Here is a 16,708-nt window from a genome sequence, read left to right on the forward strand (position 1 = left end):
CTGTCGGGGGCACAGGAAGTTCAGGAATCCGATCGGGCCAGCGACCGGAGGTGGCTGAGGTCCATGATCTCGTAGTACCGGTTGGACCGCGTGCCAGGTTCCAGCGCATTGAGGATTCCCTCACTGCGGAGGGTGGCGATGGACTTCTCGACCGTGGTCCGACCGAGCCCGAGCACCTCAGCGATGTCAGCCTGACTGGGGCCAGAAAGGACGACCGCTCCGGCGGGTACCGGGTGCACCCCCTTCCGATTCCACCTGACGCGCTCGACTCCATCACGACGAGACCGCTGAACCACCAGATAGTCCAGGAGCCGGGCGACCCGGACTACCGGATCTGCCTTCGAGATGGAGTAGACCGCCTCGACCGTCTGGGAGCGGTCGTTGGTGAGCTTCGCCAGCAGGAGCGCGAGCACCGGGTCCTTCTCGATGAGAGCCCCGAACGTGCGGGCGGTGATGCTCAGAGTGGCGCCGACGGTCAGGAAGGTCAGGCGGGGGCCGGTGCCCTGAGCCGACGGATCGATGGCTGCCTTCCTCAGCATCACCCTGCTGACGTCACCGAGAATCATCCCCTTGCGCCAGAGGCGGGTGGTGCCGTGAGAGGTCGTCTCCTTGACGACGCCACGGGTGATGATGTGGATCCACTCCGGGCCGAACGCAAGCACGTGTCCTTCCCGAGCAGGGTGGATCCGGGCTGCGGCCAGCAGGGACTCAATCGAGTAGGGAGGCAGGCCCAGCGACTTCAGGTACGTGGAGACAGACCTGTCCGCCCAGGGCCGGGACTCTGGAGCCGGGTAGACAGTGACGATGTCGGTCATCGGGTGACCTCCGTCGTACCAGCGCCCGCAGGAGGAACGGCCGGGGCGACAACCTGGCCGGCCGGAGGGGACTGAGGCTCGACGAGGACCTTGATGACAGGCACCAGGGCGCCCACGAGAAGGGCCAGAGCCCCGATGACTACGGCGATGCGACCAGCAGTCTTCTTGAGATGGCGGACGACGAAGCAGGCCGCCACCATGACGATCGCGAAGATCAAGACAGCCGCGAGAATCTCTTCGGACACGACAGATACCCCTATGGGTACGAGCGATCAGCTGGGCCAACCTCGAAAGGAGGGCCCAGCTTTGAACGCAGTTTTGGAATGGTCTCGATGCATGGCCGGCTAAGCGCGATCCCTTGGCAGGGGGTCGAACCGGTTAGCGAGCAGGATACTCCAACCGTGTGCCAGAGCCCCAACTTCGTTCCGTGCGTAGGGAATACCTCAACAACCTCGGCTGTAGAAGCCGAGGTTCGCTGTTCAACAAATCCAGCGCTGACGGCTGTTGGGCTTGGAGACGGCGCTACGAACGAAGCAAGGCGGGCCGCACCCTCGAAGGGGTGCGGCCCGCCTTGATCAGTGCCATATAGCACGAGAGGTCTTCAGGGGAGCCACCCCCAGAGAGGACCTCGAAGCTGAGCGAGACCATTCCAAAGCCGTGTCAGCTGAAGAACAGTGCACACCTCGAACGCGGATCAAAACCCTCACTGGGAGGGAAACCGGCGTACGCGGTGCTCATTTTCCCTACAGGAAAGGATTTTGCAGGCACTGGAGTACCGGCAAAGGAGCGGGAGTTGCGAATTGAAGAGCCTGCAGAGTGACGAAAGTTGGTCCTCTACGCTGATGCCCGGCGGGCATCAGCGTAGAGGACCAACTCACGTCACGGAGGTCCAAACGGCGTGTACTCGAAGTTGGTCCAGTAGCGATTACGACCACTCCCGCAGCGATCCGGGGGGCGGCGGGGGCGGTGTCGCCCGGCGCGACCGGTGTCGGCCACGACGATGCCTTTCTCGCGCCGGGTGATGCCGACCGTAGCGGGGGCCCGGGGGGCGGCGAAGCCCCCCGGCGACCACCGGTGGTCAGCGGGTCTTTCCCGGACCTCCGGATGACGGCGGCCTGCGCCGGAGGTGGGCGGGCTGCTCGCCCTGCGACCGCGGCGGTGCTTTCCGCCGGCGGGCGGTCGGCGGTGTGCTGCGGGCGGCGGCGCTGCGGGCGCGGGCCTCGGCCTGGCGCTGTCCGGCGGGCATCGTGCGGCGCAGCTCGGCCTCCTGGCCGAGCCGGTCGATGCGGGTCTCCGCTCCGGCGATCCGGCGGGCAAGGTCCTCGACCCGGGCCAGCTCGGTGTCGCGCCGGGCGCGGCCCTCGTCCTGGTCGCCGCGCTGGGCGTCGTCCAGGAGCTGCGGCCACTCCGCACGGAGCCGCCGGTCCTCGCCCTCGGCCCAGGGGAGGCCGGATGCCTTCTGGGCGGCGCGGGAGGCGTCGGCGGCGCGGCTCATCGCCTTGTTGGACTGCTCCACGTACGCGTGGATGGCCTCGCTGGCGGTGGCCGCCTTCTTCTCCTCGGCCTTGCGGCTGGTGCCCTCGCGCCGGAGGTCGAGCCACCCAAGCCCCTTGAGCCGGTTGGCCTCCCGCAGCATTTTGCGAGCCGCGTCGGCGGCGGTCTCGGCGGCTTCACGGTCCTTGCGGGCGGTGACCTCGGCCTCGATGTGCGGCCGCGCCTTCTCGATCTGCGCGGCGAGCTGGTGGAGGTCGCGGACGCGGGGACCGGTGACGGCTCCGGTGGCCATGCCGTCCCACGTACGGGCGTTGGACCGGGCGGTCTCCATCTCGTCCTGCCACGTGCTGATCTGGCGGTGGGCCGCCTTGATCTCGGCGGGGATGGAGTCGGTGGCGAGCGTCCCGTGCGGGCGGCGCCGCCGGTCGGTCCAGGCCGGGACCGACTCCGGCTCCGGCGTCGGCACCGCGTCCGCCGGCGCTTCCTGCCCGGCGGCCTTGGCCCGCCACTGGGCCAGGATCCGGGCGGCCGGGTCGGTGCTGAGCGCCGGGTGGTCGCCGGGCTGCCCGGCCCCGCGCTCGATCCGGCCCTGGCGCAACATCTCCGTGGCCCGGTCGACGAATTCGGCGGTGGCCGCCGCGTCCGGCCCGTCTCCGATCACGTCCTTGAGCTGGGCCCACTTCAAGTCCTTGGCGACCTTCGAAGCGGTGTGCCAGATCTGCTCGCCCGCGCCGTCGACCAGGCCGTCGAGCGTGAAGCTGTAGCCGTTCATCCGGCCCGTGCTGGCCTCGTTCGCCCGGAAGTGCACGCCCGCGTCGGCGAGACCGGACTCGAACGCCGCGCGGCCGAGTCCGCGGCTGGCATCGCGCACTTCGCGGACCAGGCGGCGGAGCTCCTCGCGCTCCGGCGGCCGGTCCGCATCGGGGCCCCGGCCCCGGCGCTTCGCGGCCTCCAGCTCGTTGTTGCGGACCTGCGGGCCCTCGGCGCGGAAGCGGTCGCGGGCGCGGACCAGGTCGTGCTCCTCCTCCAGGCGGTCGGCGGCTTCGCGGGCACGCCGGTAGTCCCACCGGTCGGTGAGCAGCTGCCCGGACCAGTCGACGCGGGAGACGGTGAGGTGGATGTGGTCGTCGCCGTGACGGACCGCCACCCACGGCGCGTCGCTGAAGCCCATGTCCGCGATGAACGCTGTGGCGATGGTGGCCCACTGGGCGTCGGGGAGGATGCCGTCCTCGTCGGGGAGGGACAGCGACGTACGCCAGATCGGCGCGGCGATGCCCGGCCGCCGGCGGGCGGTGTGGTCGATCGCCCGGGCCACCTGGAGCGGGGTGCCGGTGACGTTCCCGGCGACGATCCGCGGGTTGATGTGCTCATCCCGGCGGCCGGGCCCGAAGTCGTAGATCAGCGCCCCAACCGCCCTGCGCCCCTTGGTGATGTTGGCGATCACTCGGGGTCCGTGGGCCGCATCGGCTCGATGCCCCTCACCGCCAGGGCGGCGTTGCCCACCTCGAACAGGGCGGCCTCCACGGCGGCGTGGAGCTGCCCGTCCTGGTGGGTGTAGCGCACGAGCTGGTTGAGGTTCGCGCCGATCCGGCACAGCTCGTCGTACGCGTCCTGGTTGATCGGGGGGAGCGGGGCCGGCCCTTTCTCGGCACCGGGGGCGTCGCCCTCGGTCCGGTCCGCGAGGACGTCCTCGACTACGGCCCGCACCCACGCGCCCATCTCCCGGCGGCCGGACTCACCACGGGCCGCCTCCCAGCGTTCCCGCTCCTCATCGGACAGCCGCACCGACACCGTGTGCCCCCGCTTCGACCCCGGCGTCCCGCGTGCCATTCGTTCCCCTCCGACCGTGACCAGTCGCCAATTGGCGACCGACCCACAGTCGTACCAGCCGATCCCTGCCGGATCACCCACACCTATGCATCACGACCCAACGGCCAGACAAACCAGCACAGATCACACACCGAGGCATTCCTGAATCTGCCGGTCTCAACACGCAGCTCCGTCAAGACCTGTTGACGCGTACGGGGGACCGTAAAGGACTCTTGACATTCAGATGGTGCGTCAAGGATTCTGTACGTCTGGCATTCGACGTCAAGGGGTCTTTACATGGGTTGGCAGACGGATCAGTTCGGCAGCGACCACGAGGGGTACGCCGTGGCGGTCATGGGCGACGGCACCGAGCCCGCCCCCATCAAGGGCAACAGCGCCTGGTGGCTGTACGACGGGCAAGACGGATGGCCCCGCGCGGTCGCCGTCCGCGCCGGGTGCGCGTGCGGGTGGCGGTCCTCCGAGATGTTCCCGGTCGACGTCACCGACCACGACGGGACGGAGGGCTTCGAGTACGGCAGCGATGCCCCCTTCCCGTACGGGGCTTGGGAGCGCCAGCACATCGCCCCGCTTCTGGGCACGGCCGTCCCGGAGGACCTCACCGACGCCATCGCCACCGTCCGACGGCTGCTGGCCGGGCTGACGTCCTCGCGCCCGATCGCGGCTACGGCCGCCGCCGCTGAGGTCGAGAAGCTCGGCAGTGCAGCACTTCAGCGGGCGGTCACCGCTGCCCGCGACAACGGCGGGAGCTGGGAGGACATCGGGCAGGCCCTCGGCACCAGCCGCCAGGCCGCACACCAGCGGTTCGCGAAGGCGCTGTTCCGCGGCTGAACCTGCCGGACGACAGGAGGGGCCCCGCCGATTTTGGCGGGGCCCTTCTCCGTGGAACAACCGCCACCCGGCACCACCGAGCGACCGCCACCCGGGGTGGCGGGTGGCGGTGCTCTGGCGGTGCCGGGTGGCGGTGCTGCCGGGGGCCGACGGCCGCGACCACCCACGCACCGAGCGGCCCTCAAGGCCGTCTCGGTGACCGCCCCAACGGGGCGGTGTCCCCCGGCAAGCGGAGCGCCGCCGTGGGGCGAGGGCCGGTAAGCGAAGCGCACCGACATACCTCGCTGCCGAGATTTTGGCGCGGGCGGAGGGTCAGGCGACCGCCCGCGCCTTCTCGGCCTGGACGCTCCCGCGTCCGGTCACCGGCTCCGGCCGACCACCGCCCGGAGCCCCCCGGGCTCCGGTGCCGGCGCTTGCGTCGGCTGCCCCGCCGGACCACCGGGCGGTCAGTCGCCCAGGCCCTTGGGCGTGACGATCGACGGACCGAGGACCAGGTCCCGCGCCTTGCTGACGGCGCGGGCGATCTCCGTTTCGTCGCCGCTGCCGATCGCCTCCCAGAGCCCACCGAACCCGCTGGCACCGCCGCGGTAGACGACGACCACCGTGGCGTCGTCGTCGGGGAGGGGCCATGCCGGGAGGGTGGCCAGGGACAAGCTCCGGAGGTAGTCGTGCGCGGCCATGGGTCGCTCTGCGAGCGCGGCTCGGATCTCGCCCGCCGTCGCGACGGTGCCGCCGCCGCCGCCCGCCGCGTTCCTGAGCTTGATGGCAGCGGGGGCGTCATCGTCCGAGCTGTGCCTCTGGCCGCCGCGCATCGCGGAGGCCCTGGCCGCGATCGTCGCGCCGTGGTGAACGAGCTGCTCGGCCTCCTCACGGGTGGCGCGGCCGGCCGCGACGACGCGGGCGAGGTGGACGGAAGCGTCAATGAGATCGGGCTGAACGGTCATGACAGGTCCTCCAGTCGGTGTGACTACAAGGGTGCTGAGGCTGTGAGTGCTTCGCGGCGAATTCGGTGCAGGTGGCTGAGGAAGGTCTCGGGCCCGTCCGAAGTCCGGGCCGCGTCGGCGGCGGCCTGGGCGTGCTTGCGAGCGTCCCAGGCTCCGGGCGCCTGCCGGACGATCCGGTTGGCGCGGCGTTCACGGTCCTGGCGGTCGAACTCGTCGCGCCAGACGGTCATGCGGGCCGCGACGGTTTCGCGCTCCATGCTCTGGAGGACCTCGTCGGCGGTGGGGACGGTCCCGGCCTCGAAGACGTCGGGCTCCTGGACGTCGAGACCCCAGGTGAGTCCCCACGTCTCGATCAGCGCGCGTACGGCGGCGGCCCCGCCCTTCTCGGCGGCGTGCAGCAGGGCGAGCGGTCGGCCGGGGTGCCGGGCGATGTACCGGTACCAGGTCGAGGCGGGGATGCGGGCGAGCGGTGTCCCGGCCGATGCCTCGTCGGAGGCCACCTTGCCGTCGGCGCGGTCGTCCAGCTCGAAGCCCATCTCCTTGAGCAGAGCGCGCAGTCCGTTGGACCAGTACAGGGCGCGGATGCCGACGGCGGCCGCCACGAACTCCTGCCAGAGCTGGACGTCGTACGGGTCGGCGTCCGGGGCAGTGGCGGCGCGGGCGATCTCGAACGGGGTGCGGTGTCCGCCCTGGCCCTGCTTGATGTCCTGCCGGGTCAGCTCGTGGGCGATGCCCCACTTCGCCTTCCCGTTCTGGCCCTTCATCAGGTAGCGGGCGAGCTTGCCGGACTCGCCCCGGTCGGGGGCGTCGATCCGTACGGCGACGGGCTTGCCGTCCTTCTCGCTGATCTCGACCGGCATCCGGGCCCCGACCTTGACCAGGGCGGCGGCCCAGACCTCGAATGCGAGGTGCTGGAGCTCCTGGACCTGACCGGCCGCCAGGGGCCGGGCCAGGAACAGCAGCACGTGGTAGTGGACGTGCCAGCCGTTCGAGCCGTGGGTGACCTCCCAGGCCCGGACGAAGCCGCGGATCTCGTACGCGGCTTTCGCGTCGCGCCAGGCCCGGCCCGCGTTCTGGCCGAAGCCGCGCTTCCACGCCTCGCGCTGCTTGCCGAGCAGGTCGTCGAGCCGGTCCCGGAGGTAGTGCCGCATGGTGAGCGTCATCATCACCAGGCCGCAGGACTGGCACTCCCAGAACTCCCCGACCTGCTCCAGCTCGTCCTGCCGTACGCGGCGAATCGAGGTCGAGCAGCAGGGGCAGACGTGGACCGAGCCGCAGGTGACGACTCCGGCGAACCCTGCCCGGCCGTTGCGGATCACGGGGGTGACGCCGCCCGCGAGGACGGACAGCCCGCAGTCGGCGAGCCTCTGGAGGCCGGACAGCGGTCGGAGCGACTCCCGGAGGAGGAAGGCCACGTCACGGGCGGCCGTGTCCGTGCCGGTCTCCGGCTTCGCGCCGGGGACGCCCCCGCTGAACGGGGCCGCGTCCCTTTTTGCCGTGCGGCTGCCCGGGTTGTCCGTTTCGCCGCTCTGATGCAGGCCGCTGACCTGCATGTCCGTAGTTTTCGCGGTAGTACCAAGGCCGTGTCCGGATTTGGTCCGGGACGGTGCCGCCGTGGCGGTCGTGGTGGGCTGGGCCGCCAGGGCTTCGCCCTTGGCGATGGCGCGCTTCGCCCGCTTCCGGCATGCGTCGGAGCAGTACACACGCGGCCGTTTCCCGGGCGTGTGGGTGATCGGGGTCCCGCAGTGACACCGAGGCCCGGCGGGGCGCTCAGCGGGGCGTACAGCGCCTCGGGCGGGAGGGACGGCAGCGGGGTCATCACGCGGCGCGTCGGAAGTCTGGGGTGTCGCGGACGCCGAAGCGTCCCTTACGCTGGTAGGCACAGCGTTGGGTCCGTTCTGGTTGGTCTTAGCAGCTCGGTTGGTCGGACTCACGTGGCGCGATTCAGGGATTAGGCCCCCTGGGTCGCGCCATTTTTTTGCTTGTGATGATCCTGGCACTAGTTGAGCCATTCGTTGCCCCCGCCCCGCCCGAGGGCTATGTGGCTGGTGTGAATTGACGGTGCGAAAGAAGCCCCGCCCGGGTCTGGGCGGGGCTTCGAGGTGTCAGGCGGTGATGGTCCAGGTCCACGGTTCGTCGTCGGCGGCGGCGCGGGCGGCGGCGTCGGCCAGGGCGCGGGCGAGACCGGCGACTGCGGGCTTGATGCGCCGGTTGCGGGCGACCTTGAGCAGCTGCTCGGAGAGCTGGGCGGCGTCGGCGGCCGGGAAGGTCCGGTCGCTCAGGTCCTCCAGCGTCTTGACGAGCGGGGCGACGGTGGGCCGGTCCACGTACGAGACGGCGTTCTCGACGTACGGGCCCAGGGCCTGGACGGCGGCGAGCGGGTGGCGGTCCTCGCCGAAGAAGTCGGCCCCGTGGCTCACGACGAGCGAGGGTGCGGCGTCAACGATGGCGTGCTTGCGAGTCATCGGGTCACCGCCGTACGGGCGGCGTCGCGGATGAGGGCCAGGACGTCGTGCCGGGTGCGGTCGGGGTGGTCGTTCCAGCTGGCGTAGGTGCTGGTGCAGCCGCGGGCGGCGAGTACGTCCTGGAGGTGCTGTCCGGCGGTGGCGACGGTGGTGTCGTCGCCCATGCCCAGGCGGTAGAGGACGGCCTGTGCTCCGAGGATGCAGCGGCGGCCGGTGGTGGTGCGGTGGGTGCCCTGGGCCCAGCCGTAGCGCTCGATCACGAGGGCGGTGAGCTCCAGGTGCTCGGCGACGGTCACGGGCCGGGCGCAGCCGTGGCGGTGACGGACGATCGGGAAGCGGAGCACCCAGTCGGGGAGGATCCGCAGGACCCGGCCGGGGAGCTCGGGCGCCGGGGCGGTGGCCGGCCCCGTGGTGCCGAGCGCTTCGGCGACGAGCTCGGCGGTCGTCTTGGTGACGAGCGGGTGGGCGGTGGTGCGGGTGCGGGCGGCGAGGTAGTGCTCGATGTCGAGGACGAGCTGGGCGGCGTCGGCGTCGATGCCGGGGGCCGGTGCGGGTGCCGGGGGGAGCAGGGTGCTGGTCATGGTGACGACTCCTCAGCGCAGTGCGCTATATACCGGTTTGGGGGAGTGCTGCGGCCTGGACGGAGCCCGGACGCGTTCACGTCGTCGCAGGTCAGAGCGTTGGCCATCTCGGACGCTGCGGGGGCCGACCTGGACGCGGGGCGTCCGGGACTCGGGCGACCGGGCCGGGATGACGCCCGCCCCGCCAGGGGGCAAATCCCACCAAACTAGGGCGGGCGTCCGAGGGTTGTCCGGGCTGGATCAGGTGGTCAGGCCCCACCGGCCGGTGATCGTGGCCTCGACCCGGGCCAGCAGGTAGCCGGAGACCCGGCTCCCCTCCCACGCCCGCTTCGCCTTCTTCTCCTCGTCCGTCCGGACGATCAGCGCACCGAGCTTCTCGGCCGTGACGTTCAGGCCCGACGCCGTGAGCGTGGCCAGGATCGCCGCGCCGGGCAGCCAGTCCAGGTCCTCCCCGGCCGTGGCCGAGTAGATGTCGAACGCCTCGATGACGACGGCGAGGATCCGGGCGTCGTCGTCGCCCAGCTCGCGCAGCCGCTGGGGGAGCGAGAGCGGGCCGCGCGGCATCGTGCCCGCCTTGGTCCGCAGATCGGCCGCGTGCTCCAGGAGCTCGTTGACCTGCTCGTCGCTGTAGTAGTCGGCCCGGACCATCCGGGGGTTGGTGCCCTCGGCCCACAGAAGGCCGGCCCCGCGCATCTCCGACTCGATCGTCTTGGCCGAGTAGCCGGAGGCGGCCGCGCCCTTGCCCAGGATCGTGTCCGACGCCTCCGGGGTCGTGCACCGCAGCGCCCACCGGATGGAGAGGAGGTCCCGGAGGCTGGTGTCGACGACGTCGGACCCGGGCTTCTGCGTCGCGCAGAAGGTGACGATCCCGGCCGCCCGGCCACGGGAGACCAGGTTGCGGAGCGCCTTGGTGATCTTCTTCCCGAAGTCCTCATCCGTCGTGTAGAACATCAGCTCGTCGACCCAGACGAGCTTCTGCCGCAGCTCCGGGTGCTTGTTGGCGAGGGACTCGTCGACCTTGCGCTTGCCGAGCTTCTTCAGCAGCGCGTACCGGCGCTTCATGTCGGCGATCGCGGCCTGGAGCATCTCGTAGAACGCCTCCGGGTCGGCGTCGCCCTCGAACTCCTCGCACAGCGGCTCGAAGGGCTCCAGGTCGCCGCCGCCCTTGCCGTCCGCGAGCCACAGGATCACGCGCGGGTCGAGCGCGGCCGCGAGCAGGATCGTGTTCCCGGACGCGGACTTGCCCGCCCCGGGCTCGCCGCCGACGAGGCCGGAGCGCTCGACGACGCTGATCGAGACCCGCTCGCCCCGCACGTCCGGGCCGATCGCGATCCGGCCCCAGAAGTCGGCCGCGCCGTCGAGCTCCAGGAGCGGGCCGCGGCCCGGCTTGTCGGTGAAGGGCAGCGACTTGGAGACGTAGAGCTCGATCCGACCGGACCGGCCCGCCTTGCTCACCGTCACCTGCGCGGCCTCGACCCCGAACGCGGCGGCCAGCTCGTCGACCGCCCGCATCGCCTTCTTCGCCGGGATGCCCGGCGGGAGGTCGATGACCGTCGACCACGCGCCCCGGGCGTCGAGCATCGGCATCTGCACGATGCGCAAGGTCTCGTCCGACCCGATGACCTTCGCCGCCTTGAACGAGGCGTCCAGCAGCGGGGCACTCATCCGGTCGCCGTCACCGAGGGACCGCCAGTCGGCCGACCAGTCGGACTCCTCCTCGTAGGGGGAGCGGCCCGCGAACGCGCCGCCCGCGAACGTGGCCAGCGTGCCGGCGGCCGCGCCCAGGAGCCCGGTGGCCAGGTAGCCGCCGCCGATCGCCGTCAGCGGCGGACCGTAGACCACGGCGGCCCGGAGGTTGCGGACCCGGTTGCGGTCCTTGCGCGCCTTCTTGTGCAGCGCCACGGCCTCCTCGGCGGCCTTCTGCGTCTTCTCCGCCGCCTTCATCGCCAGCTCCTTCTTCGTGCCGAGGATCCTGGGGGTGAAGCGGGCGGAGCGGGCGGCGGCCCTCGCCTCGCGGGTCAGGACGTGGGCGGTGTGCGCGGCGCCCTGGACGCGGACGCCCTCGAAGCCGATGACCCACTCGTGCGCCCGGCGGGAGCCCCGGCCGAACTGCCGGACGTGACCGCGCTCGGTGTTCTGCCGGCGCACCCAGCGGCGGAAGCCCCGACGCCGGGCCCGGTAGAAGACCCCGGCGTAGGCGGCCCAGCCCTCCGGCGACTTCATCCACGCGGGCAGCAGCGGCGCGTCGTCGAATGCGTCCAGGTCCACGGTCTTCTCGACCGCCACCTCGGCGGGTGCAACGGTGACGTCGGCCAGGACCTGGCGGGCGGAGTCGAGAACCGCGGCTTCGGTGTCGACGTCGTCGGCCGGCCGCGCGGTCGGCAGGACGGTCACGGTCGCGAGCGTCGGCGCCGGGGCCGGGACGGGGGTGGGGGTCTGCTGGATCTCGGTCATGCTGTGTCTGCTCCTTCAGGGGAGTGGCGAGGCCCGGCCCGTAGCTGCCAGGCGGGAGGCCGGGCCTCGCGTTCAGCGGGGGTGAGAGAGGGTCAGCGGTTCGCGGGGATCGCGCGGCACGCGGCGGAGTGCTTCTCCGCCCACGGGAGCGCCCGGTCGTGGAGGTCCCGCGTCTGGGACCGCGCGGGGCAGGCGGTGCAGTCGGCGGTGGCCCACCCGTCGTCGGTGGTGACGTCGACGGTGATCGTGTGGTCGCCGGTGATCTCGGCGGCCAGGGTCAGGAAGCGGGCGATGACGGTCGGCTGAGCGGTCATGAGGTGACTCCCGGTCTCGGGTCGTACGGACGGTGGGGGAGGGTCAGGCGGCGCGGATCGTGCGCTCCTCGATGACCCGGTCGCGCAGCCTCAGGGCGTCCTCGCGGCGGATCTGGAGCTTCTTCGCGAGCCCGGTCGCGGAGATCTGCTTGCCCTCCGCGACGAGCGCGGCAGCGGCCGCGAGAGCGTCCGGCAGAAGCTGCTCCAGCTCCTCGTCCGACCGCCCGGCGACCGGCTTCTGAGCGGGCGTCTGAGGAGCGTGGTCCCCAATTCCCGCTTGGGATCCGGCGGTCGGGGCCAGCTCCGGGAAGGGGTTCAGCCGGGCGGCCTGGAGACCGGTCTCCAGGAGCTCCGGGCGCACGTGCTCACCGAGCTCGAACGCCGCCCCGAGCGACAGCACCGCGTTCGTCGCCGTGGCGTACAGCTCGGCGGAGAGACCCGGCTCGGCACCCTTGTGGATCCGCCACGCGGCCGCGAACGCCTGCTCGTCGCTGATCGCCCCGAACGGCATCGCCGACTTCAGCCGGTCCGCCTGCTGCGCGATCTCCTTGTGGTCCTTGCGCCGTGCCTGCTCGTGCGCCTTGCGGGCCTTGGCCTCGCGCCGCTCGGCCCGCGTCGGGCCGTGCGACCCGTGGGTCTTCATGTCCCAGATGTAGATCGCGAACAGCGACGACCCGCCCAGCACAAACGCGACCCACGGGTGAGCCGAGTACGCCTCCAGCCCGTGCCAGAAGTTCACCGCGGCCGCCGCCGAAGCGGTGGCCCAGGTGGCGATGCGGTACTTCCGGGTCTCGCGGCCCGCGTCCTCGGCCTGCTTGCCCATGAACGTGACCGCCCAGGCCCCGCCCTCCAGCATCGCCGCGAGCAGCGCCGCCAGGAGCACGTCCACGTTCGCGTCGGACAGAGCGGCGACCTGGGAGACGACGGCGGGGACGATCGAGGCGACCATCACGAACGCGACGAACAGCGTCGCCGGGTTCGCCTTCAGCCACCGCACCTGACGGGCCCGCTTCGCCGCGGCCGCCGTCTTCTTCGCGGCCTTCTTCGCGTCGGCCGCCTTCCGGTCGGCCTGCTCCTGGCGGCGCTTGGCCTCCGCCGCCTTCGCCTCCCGCTCGGCCTTCGCCGCCGCGTCGGCCCGCTTCTCCTCGGCCCGCAGCCGCTCGGCCTCCAACTGCGTCTGGAGCTCCAGCTTGCGGTCCTCGCGGGCGGCGTCACGGGCGGCCGTCTGGTCGGCGCGCTTCTCCTCGCGGTAGCTCATCGGGTGCCCCCCGGCGTCGAAATGGTGGTGGCGAGAACGGCGGCGAGCTCGTCGCGCAGCCGCAGGGACACCGGGTCGGCACCGACCCGGCGGGCGAACCCGGTGGTGCCGGCAGAAGCGGCACGGGCGACGGCCTCCGTGATGAGGCTCGCCAGCGCGACCGACCCGGCGATCAGACCGGCGACCATCTCCAGCACGGTCAGCAGCACGAGCACGGCCTGGACGACGAAGGACCTCATGCCGTCTCACCGTCCTCGGCGCACTTCGCGCAGTCGGCGGGGCAGACCTCGTAGACGGAACCGAGAGCCCAGCGGACGACGACCACCGAGAAGAGGACTCCCGCGATGACGGCCACGACGTCCTGGCGGTGGAACACGAACTGGGCGACGCACTCCGCGACGAACAGCGGGATCCAGACCATCCGGAAGATCCCCGGGTACAGGAGGAACAGGAAGTACGTCATGCCGCCACCGCCAGCAGGCTCCGGGCGGAGCGGATGTCGATGACCGGCGCGGCCAGCAGGCCCCGGTAGTGGTCCAGGTCCTCGGCGTCGACGTCGGTCTCGGCGGCCGCCGCCAGCTCGGCGACGATGCCCCGCAGCGCGTCCTGCCCCGCCAACGAGTCGAACTCCAGCGACTCGAACGGCTCGACCGCCGTAACGATGAGCTGACCAGCAACGATGTCATTCATGGGTCGTGACTCCTTCACGTGGAACGGCCCGAACAGCAGCCCCGGTGCGTGAACACCGGGGCTGCGCTGCTTCCCGAGTGAGACCCGAGTAACAGCGAGTGAGTAGATAGTGCACTAGCACACTAAGCACGTCAACAGATACGCTGTGCATAGCGCTCTAGTCCTGTAGGCGCAGTGGCCTAGAACAGACCCAGAAGGAGGGCTCACCATGGCTCCCGCGATCGACCGCACGCCGCCCTACCTGCAAGTTGTGTCCGCCCTGCGGAAGCAGATCGTCGGTGGTGAGCTGCGCGACGGCGACCGAATCCCGTCCGTTCGCGACCTGGCAACCGAGTGGTCGATCTCCCAGGCGACCGCCATGAAGGCCGTGGCGGCGCTCCGCGCAGACGGCCTCGTCGAGTCCGTGGTCGGCGTCGGCACCATCGTCCGAACCCAGAGCACCCTGCACCGCAGCGCGGGCGATCGGTTCGCTCGGATGCTGTCCACCGGAAAGATCTACGCGCCGGGCGAGTTCGCCAAGATCACCGAAGCAGGTATGGCGGTGCCGCCACTCTGGGTCGCTGACCATCTCGGAATCGAAGAAGGCGCGGAAGCCGTTCGTCGCCACCGGATCACGCACAACGAAGCCGGACCCGTGGGTGCAAGCACCAGTTGGTTCGTCCCCGAACTCGCCTCCTCCGTGCCTGCTCTGCTCAGCACCGATCGGATTCCCGGGGGCACTCCGTCCGCGATCGAGGCAGTCACGGGGCAACGGGGCGTCAGCAGCAGCGACAGCTCCACCGCGTCTGTCGCAACAGAGCAGCAGGCTGCGGAACTCGGCATCGATCCCGGCAGTCCGGTCACCATCGGCCGAAACGTCCTGCGCGATTCCGATGGCTCCGTGATCGAGGTCGGCGAGTACGTCTCCGCCGGGGGCCGGTGGACGACAGTCGAGCACAACTACGCATGACCTCATCACGAAGGCCCGCCCCGGTCAGTGGGGCGGGCCTTCGTACTGTCCAGGGTGCCCCAGCCCGGTTCCGAGTGGGCGCCATCTGCCCGTAATCCTCCGTGGCCTGGAGCGCTGGCGACTGCGGACCGGCCGGGCTGGAAAAGACAGCTGGCGGCGAGAGGGGTGGGGTCGCGGGGCGTCTCACGGCCGCCTGCGGGCCTCGTACGGGGTCGGCCGCCGTACCCCCGCCGTCATCCCTGATGGAGCGTGAGGCGTCCACCCCGGCCCGGGAATGGGCTGGCGGGGGGCTCCTGCTGCCGCGATGCGGTTGCGGCCGGTGTGGGTCGCGTACCGCTTCGGGCCCAGTCTCGTCGTGGCTGAACTCTCGGTCGACCAAGGGGACCGGTACCGCCAACACGCAGCCTTGCGCTCGTGACCTGGGGGCTAGCTGGCATGCTGGCTAGCCGACGAGCTGGCTAGCCAGCTATCAGCAAGGAGGCAGCGATGGCACAACGCGTGGCGTTCGTGAACAACAAGGGCGGGGTCGGGAAGACCACCACGACGATCCGGCTCGCGGAAGCGCTGGCGAAGGCAGGGCGCCGGGTACTGGTCGTCGACCTGGACCCGCAGGGCAACGCGTCTCGTCGGCTCGGCTGGGCGTACGACGCGGACGCTCCTCAGCTCACCATCTCCGAGGCGATCCAGTCCGACCGCGAGGGCGTGGCCGCCCAGGTGATTCAGCCCATCGGCTGGGACGTCGAGTACGCGAGTCGGATTGCGCTGTGCCCGGCGCGGCTGGAGCTGGAGAACCGGATGGCGGAGGCCGGGGTGGCCGGCGCATGGCGGCGGCTCGCCAAGGCCTTGGACGGGGCCGACGACACGTTCGACTACACGCTCATCGACTGCCCGCCGTCGCTGTTCCACCTCACCCAGCTCGGCCTCGCCGCCGCGCACTACGTGGTCGCGGTGACCGAGCCGGAGTACGACTCTGTGGAGGCCGCCACCCGCGTACGTGACTTCATCGGGAAGCGGGCCGCGGACCTCGCCAACCCGGACCTGGAGCTGATCGGCGTCATCATCAACGCCATGCAGCCCCTGGCGTCGCACACCGCCCAGCGCGACAGTGTCCGGGAGCTGTTCGGCGGCCTCGTGTGGGATCCGATCGTGAAACACCGCTCGCTCCTGATCGACGCGGACGGCGACGAAGTGCCGCTCACTGAGATCCGCGGCGAGAAGGCAGGCGAGATCCGCGCGACGTACGAGCTCTTGGCCCAGCAGTTCCTGAAGGCGGTGCCGGCATGAGCCCGAGGCGCGCCAGGAAGACGGTCAGCAGCACAGCCTCGAACTCCGCTCTGACGCCGAACACGGAGCGGCTGCGCGTCGGCGATGAGACCGCGGGGCGCCCGGCCGCATCGAGGACCGAGACCACCGAGAAGCGGGTCCGGGTGCCGTTCGGCTCCTACCTCCCGCCCGATCTCCAGCGACAGTTCAAGGCCGCCTGCGTACTCCAGGGCATCGAGATGCAGGACGCTCTGGAGCAGGCCATCACACGCTGGCTCGCCGACACCACTGATAGCTAGCTGGCTAACCAGCTAGCCAACAAGCTGGCTAACCAGCTGTTCAGGTGGAGGAAATGGGAACAAGGCGACTGCGGTTCGCCGAGCAGGACAGCGTAAGGGCGACCTACCTTCGATCTCGCTGCATTGCCACACCCAGCCGCCGGGCCTCAAAGGCCCTCTGACGGTGGCTCCTCTTGCAGTAGCGCCGCGGTGCCCGCGTCCCGAGCTGACTAACCGCCTCCCCACACCACTCGCACGACAGGTGCGTAACTCCGGCGACCCTCTGCTCTGGCAACTCTTCACCCATCCCGACACCCTAGCCGTCACTGTGACGGCTTCGGTGGTCCATCAAGCCGTCACAGTGACGGCTAGGGTGCGCTGGCCTTCGTCAGAGGCGCCAGCAGTGAACCCGAAGATGAAGTGCCGCCGAACACAGCTGTGCCCCCGACTCTGTCGGGGGCACAGGAAGTTCAGGAATCCGATCGGGCCAGCGACCGGAGGTGGCTGAGGTCCATGATCTCGTAGTACCGGTTGGACCGCGTGCC

Annotated in this window: 18 protein-coding genes; 4 read left to right on the forward strand and 14 right to left on the reverse strand. The window is 70.9% G+C overall.

Going from position 1 to position 16,708, the window contains the following annotated elements:
- Positions 1 to 20 precede the first annotated feature (20 nt).
- From ACH4KB_RS37610 to ACH4KB_RS37625, 4 genes are all read right to left on the reverse strand, one after another.
- A complete protein-coding gene (locus tag ACH4KB_RS37610; RefSeq protein ID WP_398071553.1) occupies positions 21 to 815 on the reverse strand; it encodes a Crp/Fnr family transcriptional regulator in 795 nt (264 codons plus the stop codon).
- On the reverse strand, positions 812 to 1,060 hold the full coding sequence (locus ACH4KB_RS37615) for a hypothetical protein (protein WP_398071555.1): 249 nt from the start codon (positions 1,058 to 1,060) through the stop codon (positions 812 to 814). Before ACH4KB_RS37615 ends, ACH4KB_RS37610 begins: the two co-directional genes overlap by 4 nt.
- Positions 1,061 to 1,893: 833 nt before the next feature.
- On the reverse strand, positions 1,894 to 3,753 hold the full coding sequence (locus ACH4KB_RS37620) for a relaxase/mobilization nuclease domain-containing protein (protein WP_398071557.1): 1,860 nt from the start codon (positions 3,751 to 3,753) through the stop codon (positions 1,894 to 1,896).
- Entirely contained in the window at positions 3,750 to 4,139 is a 390-nt protein-coding gene (locus ACH4KB_RS37625) for a hypothetical protein (RefSeq protein WP_398071559.1), read from the reverse strand. The genes ACH4KB_RS37620 and ACH4KB_RS37625 overlap by 4 nt, the downstream gene beginning before the upstream one ends.
- Before the next feature lie 276 nt (positions 4,140 to 4,415).
- Between ACH4KB_RS37625 and ACH4KB_RS37630 the strand changes: the two genes are divergently transcribed.
- On the forward strand, positions 4,416 to 4,967 hold the full coding sequence (locus ACH4KB_RS37630) for a hypothetical protein (protein WP_398071561.1): 552 nt from the start codon (positions 4,416 to 4,418) through the stop codon (positions 4,965 to 4,967).
- 446 nt (positions 4,968 to 5,413) lie between these two features.
- On the opposite strand, the gene ACH4KB_RS37635 is transcribed toward ACH4KB_RS37630, so the two are convergent.
- From ACH4KB_RS37635 to ACH4KB_RS37680, 10 genes are all read right to left on the reverse strand, one after another.
- Positions 5,414 to 5,911 (reverse strand): hypothetical protein, encoded by a 498-nt coding sequence (locus tag ACH4KB_RS37635; RefSeq protein WP_398071562.1) that lies wholly within the window; start codon positions 5,909 to 5,911, stop codon positions 5,414 to 5,416.
- Positions 5,912 to 5,934: 23 nt separating this feature from the next.
- Entirely contained in the window at positions 5,935 to 7,464 is a 1,530-nt protein-coding gene (locus ACH4KB_RS37640; RefSeq protein WP_398071564.1) for a protein rep, read from the reverse strand.
- 552 nt (positions 7,465 to 8,016) lie between these two features.
- On the reverse strand, positions 8,017 to 8,376 hold the full coding sequence (locus tag ACH4KB_RS37645; RefSeq protein WP_398071566.1) for a hypothetical protein: 360 nt from the start codon (positions 8,374 to 8,376) through the stop codon (positions 8,017 to 8,019).
- On the reverse strand, positions 8,373 to 8,957 hold the full coding sequence (locus ACH4KB_RS37650) for a hypothetical protein (RefSeq protein ID WP_398071568.1): 585 nt from the start codon (positions 8,955 to 8,957) through the stop codon (positions 8,373 to 8,375). Before ACH4KB_RS37650 ends, ACH4KB_RS37645 begins: the two co-directional genes overlap by 4 nt.
- 240 nt (positions 8,958 to 9,197) lie before the next feature.
- Positions 9,198 to 11,411, reverse strand: a complete 2,214-nt coding sequence (locus tag ACH4KB_RS37655; RefSeq protein ID WP_398071570.1) for an FtsK/SpoIIIE domain-containing protein — start codon at positions 11,409 to 11,411, stop codon at positions 9,198 to 9,200.
- Between the two features lie 92 nt (positions 11,412 to 11,503).
- Positions 11,504 to 11,725 (reverse strand): hypothetical protein, encoded by a 222-nt coding sequence (locus ACH4KB_RS37660; RefSeq protein ID WP_398071572.1) that lies wholly within the window; start codon positions 11,723 to 11,725, stop codon positions 11,504 to 11,506.
- A gap of 43 nt (positions 11,726 to 11,768) precedes the next feature.
- The gene (locus ACH4KB_RS37665) at positions 11,769 to 12,983 is read right to left on the reverse strand and encodes a hypothetical protein (protein WP_398071574.1); all 1,215 of its coding nucleotides are present in this window, start codon (positions 12,981 to 12,983) and stop codon (positions 11,769 to 11,771) included.
- Positions 12,980 to 13,222, reverse strand: a complete 243-nt coding sequence (locus ACH4KB_RS37670) for a hypothetical protein (RefSeq protein ID WP_398071576.1) — start codon at positions 13,220 to 13,222, stop codon at positions 12,980 to 12,982. The genes ACH4KB_RS37665 and ACH4KB_RS37670 overlap by 4 nt, the downstream gene beginning before the upstream one ends.
- Entirely contained in the window at positions 13,219 to 13,446 is a 228-nt protein-coding gene (locus ACH4KB_RS37675) for a hypothetical protein (protein WP_398071578.1), read from the reverse strand. Before ACH4KB_RS37675 ends, ACH4KB_RS37670 begins: the two co-directional genes overlap by 4 nt.
- Positions 13,443 to 13,673 (reverse strand): hypothetical protein, encoded by a 231-nt coding sequence (locus ACH4KB_RS37680; RefSeq protein WP_398071580.1) that lies wholly within the window; start codon positions 13,671 to 13,673, stop codon positions 13,443 to 13,445. Before ACH4KB_RS37680 ends, ACH4KB_RS37675 begins: the two co-directional genes overlap by 4 nt.
- A gap of 208 nt (positions 13,674 to 13,881) precedes the next feature.
- On the opposite strand from ACH4KB_RS37680, the gene ACH4KB_RS37685 reads away from it, so the two are divergent.
- The 3 genes from ACH4KB_RS37685 (at position 13,882) to ACH4KB_RS37695 (ending at position 16,184) form a co-directional block, all read left to right on the forward strand.
- A complete protein-coding gene (locus tag ACH4KB_RS37685) occupies positions 13,882 to 14,622 on the forward strand; it encodes a GntR family transcriptional regulator (RefSeq protein ID WP_398071582.1) in 741 nt (246 codons plus the stop codon).
- Between the two features lie 486 nt (positions 14,623 to 15,108).
- Positions 15,109 to 15,906, forward strand: coding sequence for a ParA family protein (locus tag ACH4KB_RS37690; RefSeq protein ID WP_398071584.1), 798 nt, complete (start codon positions 15,109 to 15,111; stop codon positions 15,904 to 15,906).
- The gene (locus tag ACH4KB_RS37695) at positions 15,903 to 16,184 is read left to right on the forward strand and encodes a hypothetical protein (RefSeq protein ID WP_398071586.1); all 282 of its coding nucleotides are present in this window, start codon (positions 15,903 to 15,905) and stop codon (positions 16,182 to 16,184) included. The genes ACH4KB_RS37690 and ACH4KB_RS37695 overlap by 4 nt, the downstream gene beginning before the upstream one ends.
- The last annotated feature ends 524 nt before the right edge of the window (positions 16,185 to 16,708 follow it).

This window comes from Streptomyces sp. NPDC017520 (assembly GCF_044329855.1).
In the GTDB taxonomy this organism is placed as follows: Bacteria; Actinomycetota; Actinomycetes; order Streptomycetales; family Streptomycetaceae; genus Streptomyces.